This window comes from Roseiarcus sp., from assembly GCF_049514155.1.
GTDB lineage: Bacteria > Pseudomonadota > Alphaproteobacteria > Rhizobiales > Beijerinckiaceae > Roseiarcus.
Genome location: NZ_JBEKVH010000259.1, coordinates 1 through 3,541 on the forward strand (window position 1 = coordinate 1; position 3,541 = coordinate 3,541).

A 3,541-nucleotide genomic window follows, 5' to 3' on the forward strand; every position below is an offset into this window, starting at 1 on the left:
GGGAGGGCGTGGCGCTGGTCATCTTCGTCCTACTCCGCCGCCTTCAGGGTCTGGCCGGCGCGCAAAGCCGAGCACTCGGCCATCACGCGCGAAGCGCGGGCGATCGGGTTGGTGAGGTAGAAATCGGCGACGGGCGAGGCGAACGGCGCGCGCTCGAGCGCGCCGCCGCGAGCGGCGAGCGCGGCGAAGATGCTTGGATCGGTCGGCGCAACGACGTCGTATTTGACCAGGTCGGGATGCGCGACGGCGAGCGCGGCGCGCAAGGCGGAGAGCGAATCGTAGGGCAGCCGCGCGCCGAGCGCGTCCGACAGCGCGCGCAGGATCGCCCAGTCTTCGCGCGCGTCGCCGGGCGGGAACGTCGCGCGCTCGGCGAATTGCGGCCGGCCCTCGGTGTTGACGTAGACGCCGGTCTTCTCGGGATAGGCGGCGCCGGGCAGGACGACGTCGGCGCGGTGGGCGCCGCGATCGCCATGCGTGCCGATATAGACGACGAAGGCGCCGCGCTCGATGTCGATCTCGTCGGCGCCGAGGTTGAAGATGAGATCGACCGCGCCGGCCCGCGCCATCGCCCGCGCGTCGAGCCCGCCCTCGCCTGGAACCAGACCGAGGTCGAGGCCGCCGACGCGCGACGCCGCGCCATGCAGCAGGTTGAAGCCGTTCCAGCCGTCCTTGACCACGCCGAGCGACAGCGCCGCCTTGGCGGCGAGCGACAGCACCGCCGCCCCGTCGATGCGCGCGACCGCGCCGGCGCCGAGGATGAACATCGGCTTCGCCTTGTTGGCCGGCGGATGCTCGGCGAAGGCGGCGAGCGCGTCCGGGCCTGCGCCGAGATAATTGTAGCCGTAGGTCAGGTCGGCCTTCTCGCCGACGACGCCGATCAGGCAATCGCCCTTCAGCCAGCGCTTGCGGATGCGGGCGTTGAGCACTGGCGCTTCGAGGCGCGGATTCGAGCCGATGATCATGATCGCGTCGGCTTGGTCGACGCCGGCGATCGTCGCGTTGAACAGATAAGAGGCGCGGCCGTACTTCGGATCGAACTTGGCGCCGTCCTGGCGGCAATCGACGCTCGCGGCGCCGAGCTTGTCCATCAGCCCCTTGAGGGCGAACATTTCCTCGACGCTGGCGAGATCGCCGACGATCGCGCCGATGCGCGAGGCCGCCGTCGCCTTGGCCTTGGCGGCGATGGCGGCGAAGGCTTCGCCCCAGGTCGCGGCTTTGAGCTTGCCGTCGACCCGCACGTAAGGCCGGTCGAGCCGCTGGGTCTTGAGGCCGTCGACGACATGGCGGGTCTTGTCGGAGATCCACTCCTCGTTCACCGCCTCGTTGACGCGCGGCAGGATGCGCACGACTTCGCGGCCGCGCGAGTCGATGCGGATCGCCGACCCCAGCGCGTCCATGACGTCGACCGACTCGGTCTTCACATATTCCCACGGCCGCGCATGGAACGCGGTCGGCCGCGAGGTCAGCGCGCCGACTGGGCAGAGATCGACGACATTGCCCTGCAGCTCGGAGGTCATCGCCCGTTCGAGATAGGTGGTGATCTCCATGTCCTCGCCGCGGCCGGTCGCGCCGAGTTCGGAGACGCCGGCGACTTCGGTGGAGAAGCGGATGCAGCGCGTGCAATGGATGCAGCGGTTCATCGATGTCTTGACCAGCGCGCCGATGTACTTGTCCTCGACCGCGCGCTTGTTCTCGGCGAAACGCGAGGAATCGGCGCCGTAGCCCATCGTCTGGTCCTGCAGGTCGCATTCGCCGCCCTGGTCGCAGATCGGGCAATCGAGCGGGTGGTTGATCAGCAGGAATTCGAGCACGCCCTTGCGCGCCTTGCGCACCATCGGCGAATTGGTCTCGACCACCGGCGGCTCGCCGTTGGGGCCGGGGCGCAGGTCCTTGACCGCCATCGCGCAGGAGGCGGTCGGCTTGGGCGGCCCGCCCTTAACCTCGACCAGGCACATGCGGCAATTGCCGGCGACCGACAGGCGCTCGTGGAAGCAGAAGCGCGGCACTTCGGCGCCCGCGGTCTCGCAGGCCTGGAGCAGCGTGTATTCCGGCGGAACGTCGAGCTCTTTGCCGTCGATGATGATCTTGCTCATGCGTCCTTCGCCCCATGGCCGGCCCGCCAATAGGCGAGCAGGTCGGTGACAGCAACCCCTTCGATCGTGGCGCCTTCGAGCCGGGCGTCGACGATTGACGCGCCAGCGAGGTTCGCCTTGTCGATTTTCAACCCGGCCAAGTTCACGTTGTGAACGCGCCAGCCGGACATATTGAGATCGTCGAACGAACAGCCCGACATGTTCACATTGTGAAAGTCGCCGCCCGACAGGTTGACATCATCGAAACGCGACCCCGAGAGGTCGGCGTGCTGAACGTCCAGTCGATGCTTCTGGCTTTCGATGCGCATCGCCCTACTCCGCCGCCGTCAATCTGAGGCGGTCGTCGACACCACATATATCGCCAGCCAAAAGCACATTGGCCAGCCGACGACAAGGATCAGCAGATTCGTTGCGCCGCGAACCCGCTGTCCCGCGTGCATCCTGATCGCAATCCATGCGCAGAGAACGACGACCGCCACGAGCCAAGCCACCCCCGTCCAGCCGACCAGGCCCCATAAATAGTCCCAACCCCTTGGCGGCGGGCCCTCCGTCCGGACAAACTGCGTGACCACCATCGGGCCGTTGATCTCGTGTTCTCCGCTCTTGAACAAGGCTCCAATCATTGCCGGCAGCGAATTGGTCGCAAGAAAACTGAAGATCACGGTGAAGTAGGCGACCCAGTAGCCGCCGACCGGAACCCACATCGAAGCGAGAAGGATCCCGACGAACCAAAGCGCCCAGGGCATTTTGGACCTCTCGAACTTCGGCTGCCTCCCACCCCATCGCCCCTACTCCGCCGCCGTCGCTACGGGTTCGCCGTGCGGATTGGCCGCGTACGCGTCGATGCGCTTCTCGATTTCGGGGCGGAAATGAGCGATCAGGCCCTGGATCGGCCACGCCGCCGCGTCGCCGAGCGCGCAGATGGTGTGGCCCTCGACCTGTTTCGTCACGTCGAGCAGCATGTCGATCTCGCGCTTCTCCGCCCTGCCCTCGGCCATGCGCGTCATCACCCGCCACATCCAGCCGGTGCCTTCGCGGCACGGCGTGCACTGGCCGCAGCTCTCGTGCTTGTAGAAATAGGACAGCCGCGCGATCGCCTTGATCAGATCGGTCGACTTGTCCATCACGATCACCGCCGCGGTCCCGAGGCCGGAGCGCAGTTTGCCGAGCGAGTCGAAATCCATTGGACAGTCTATGATCTGCGCCGCTGGCACCATGCGCACCGACGAGCCGCCGGGGATGACGGCGAGCAAATTGTCCCAGCCGCCGCGCACGCCTCCGGCGTGCTTGTCGATCAACTCGCGGAACGGGATCGACATCGCCTCTTCGACATTGCACGGCTTGTTGACGTGGCCGGAAATGCAGAAGACCTTGGTGCCGGTGTTGTTGGGCGCGCCGAAGCCCGAGAACCACGCCGCGCCGCGCCTCAGAATGGTCGGCGCCACCGC

4 protein-coding genes are annotated in these 3,541 nt (G+C 67.0%); all 4 read right to left on the bottom strand.

The window, feature by feature from the left end:
- Window positions 1–29 precede the first annotated feature (29 nt).
- Window positions 30–2,093 carry an NADH-quinone oxidoreductase subunit NuoG gene (gene nuoG, locus ABSF49_RS21070; RefSeq protein WP_424114593.1) on the bottom strand — a complete coding sequence of 688 codons (2,064 nt, stop codon included), beginning with the start codon at window positions 2,091–2,093 and terminating at the stop codon, window positions 30–32.
- The gene (locus ABSF49_RS21075; protein WP_424114594.1) at window positions 2,090–2,401 is read right to left on the bottom strand and encodes a pentapeptide repeat-containing protein; all 312 of its coding nucleotides are present in this window, start codon (window positions 2,399–2,401) and stop codon (window positions 2,090–2,092) included. The genes nuoG and ABSF49_RS21075 overlap by 4 nt, the downstream gene beginning before the upstream one ends.
- Window positions 2,402–2,419: 18 nt before the next feature.
- On the bottom strand, window positions 2,420–2,839 hold the full coding sequence (locus ABSF49_RS21080) for a hypothetical protein (protein ID WP_424114595.1): 420 nt from the start codon (window positions 2,837–2,839) through the stop codon (window positions 2,420–2,422).
- Window positions 2,840–2,881: 42 nt separating this feature from the next.
- Window positions 2,882–3,541 (bottom strand): NADH-quinone oxidoreductase subunit NuoF (gene nuoF / locus ABSF49_RS21085; RefSeq protein ID WP_424114596.1); only part of this gene is annotated, 660 nt, incomplete at its 5' end.